General features: G+C 52.5%; 1 protein-coding gene. It reads right to left on the bottom strand.

Translation table 11 applies throughout. From position 1 onward, the window contains the following. Positions 1 to 505: interleukin-like EMT inducer domain-containing protein (locus tag VJI93_RS08485; protein ID WP_324009274.1), on the bottom strand; the 505-nt coding region annotated here is incomplete at both ends.

Genomic DNA, 505 nt, shown 5'->3' with positions numbered 1-505 from the left:
CAGAACTGCCGATCGCCGGACGGCCATCAAGCATTGGAATGTTAAGGTCGAGGAATGCATTCGGGTCCTGATTGACATTACCCTGATAGTATTCAACACCTTCACCTCTGCTTAGACCACCACGCCCAACCAATACATAGACCGAGTGAACGGCAAAGTTCGGGGAGAAGAATTTTTCACCCGCACCCACTCTAGCCATTGCAGTGTCTAGACCACGCGCCAACCTCCAAGTATAAGGCTCGTCGTTAGTGACCACAATAACGGTTTGACCCGTGCCAATCCCATTTAGCACAGCCGCCATCCGAGCGGCTTCGTCTTGACTGCCATAGACATCGAATGTTTCGGCAAAATTGATGACGTTGGAATTGGCCTCGAACGTAATCACGCCATACGACCGATTGATGGTGATGTTACTGCCGTCCGGGCGGAAGATGTTGGTAGACTGCCCGAAGGGGCTGGCATAGGCAGTGTTGCCCGATGCCTTGATACGGAAAATGTCGGGCGT

The organism is Parvimonas sp. M20 (assembly GCF_035282425.1).
In the GTDB taxonomy this organism is placed as follows: Bacteria; Bacillota; Clostridia; order Tissierellales; family Peptoniphilaceae; genus Parvimonas.
Note: the sequence above shows the minus strand (reverse complement) of the source record. Positions and strands in the feature narration are given on the sequence as shown.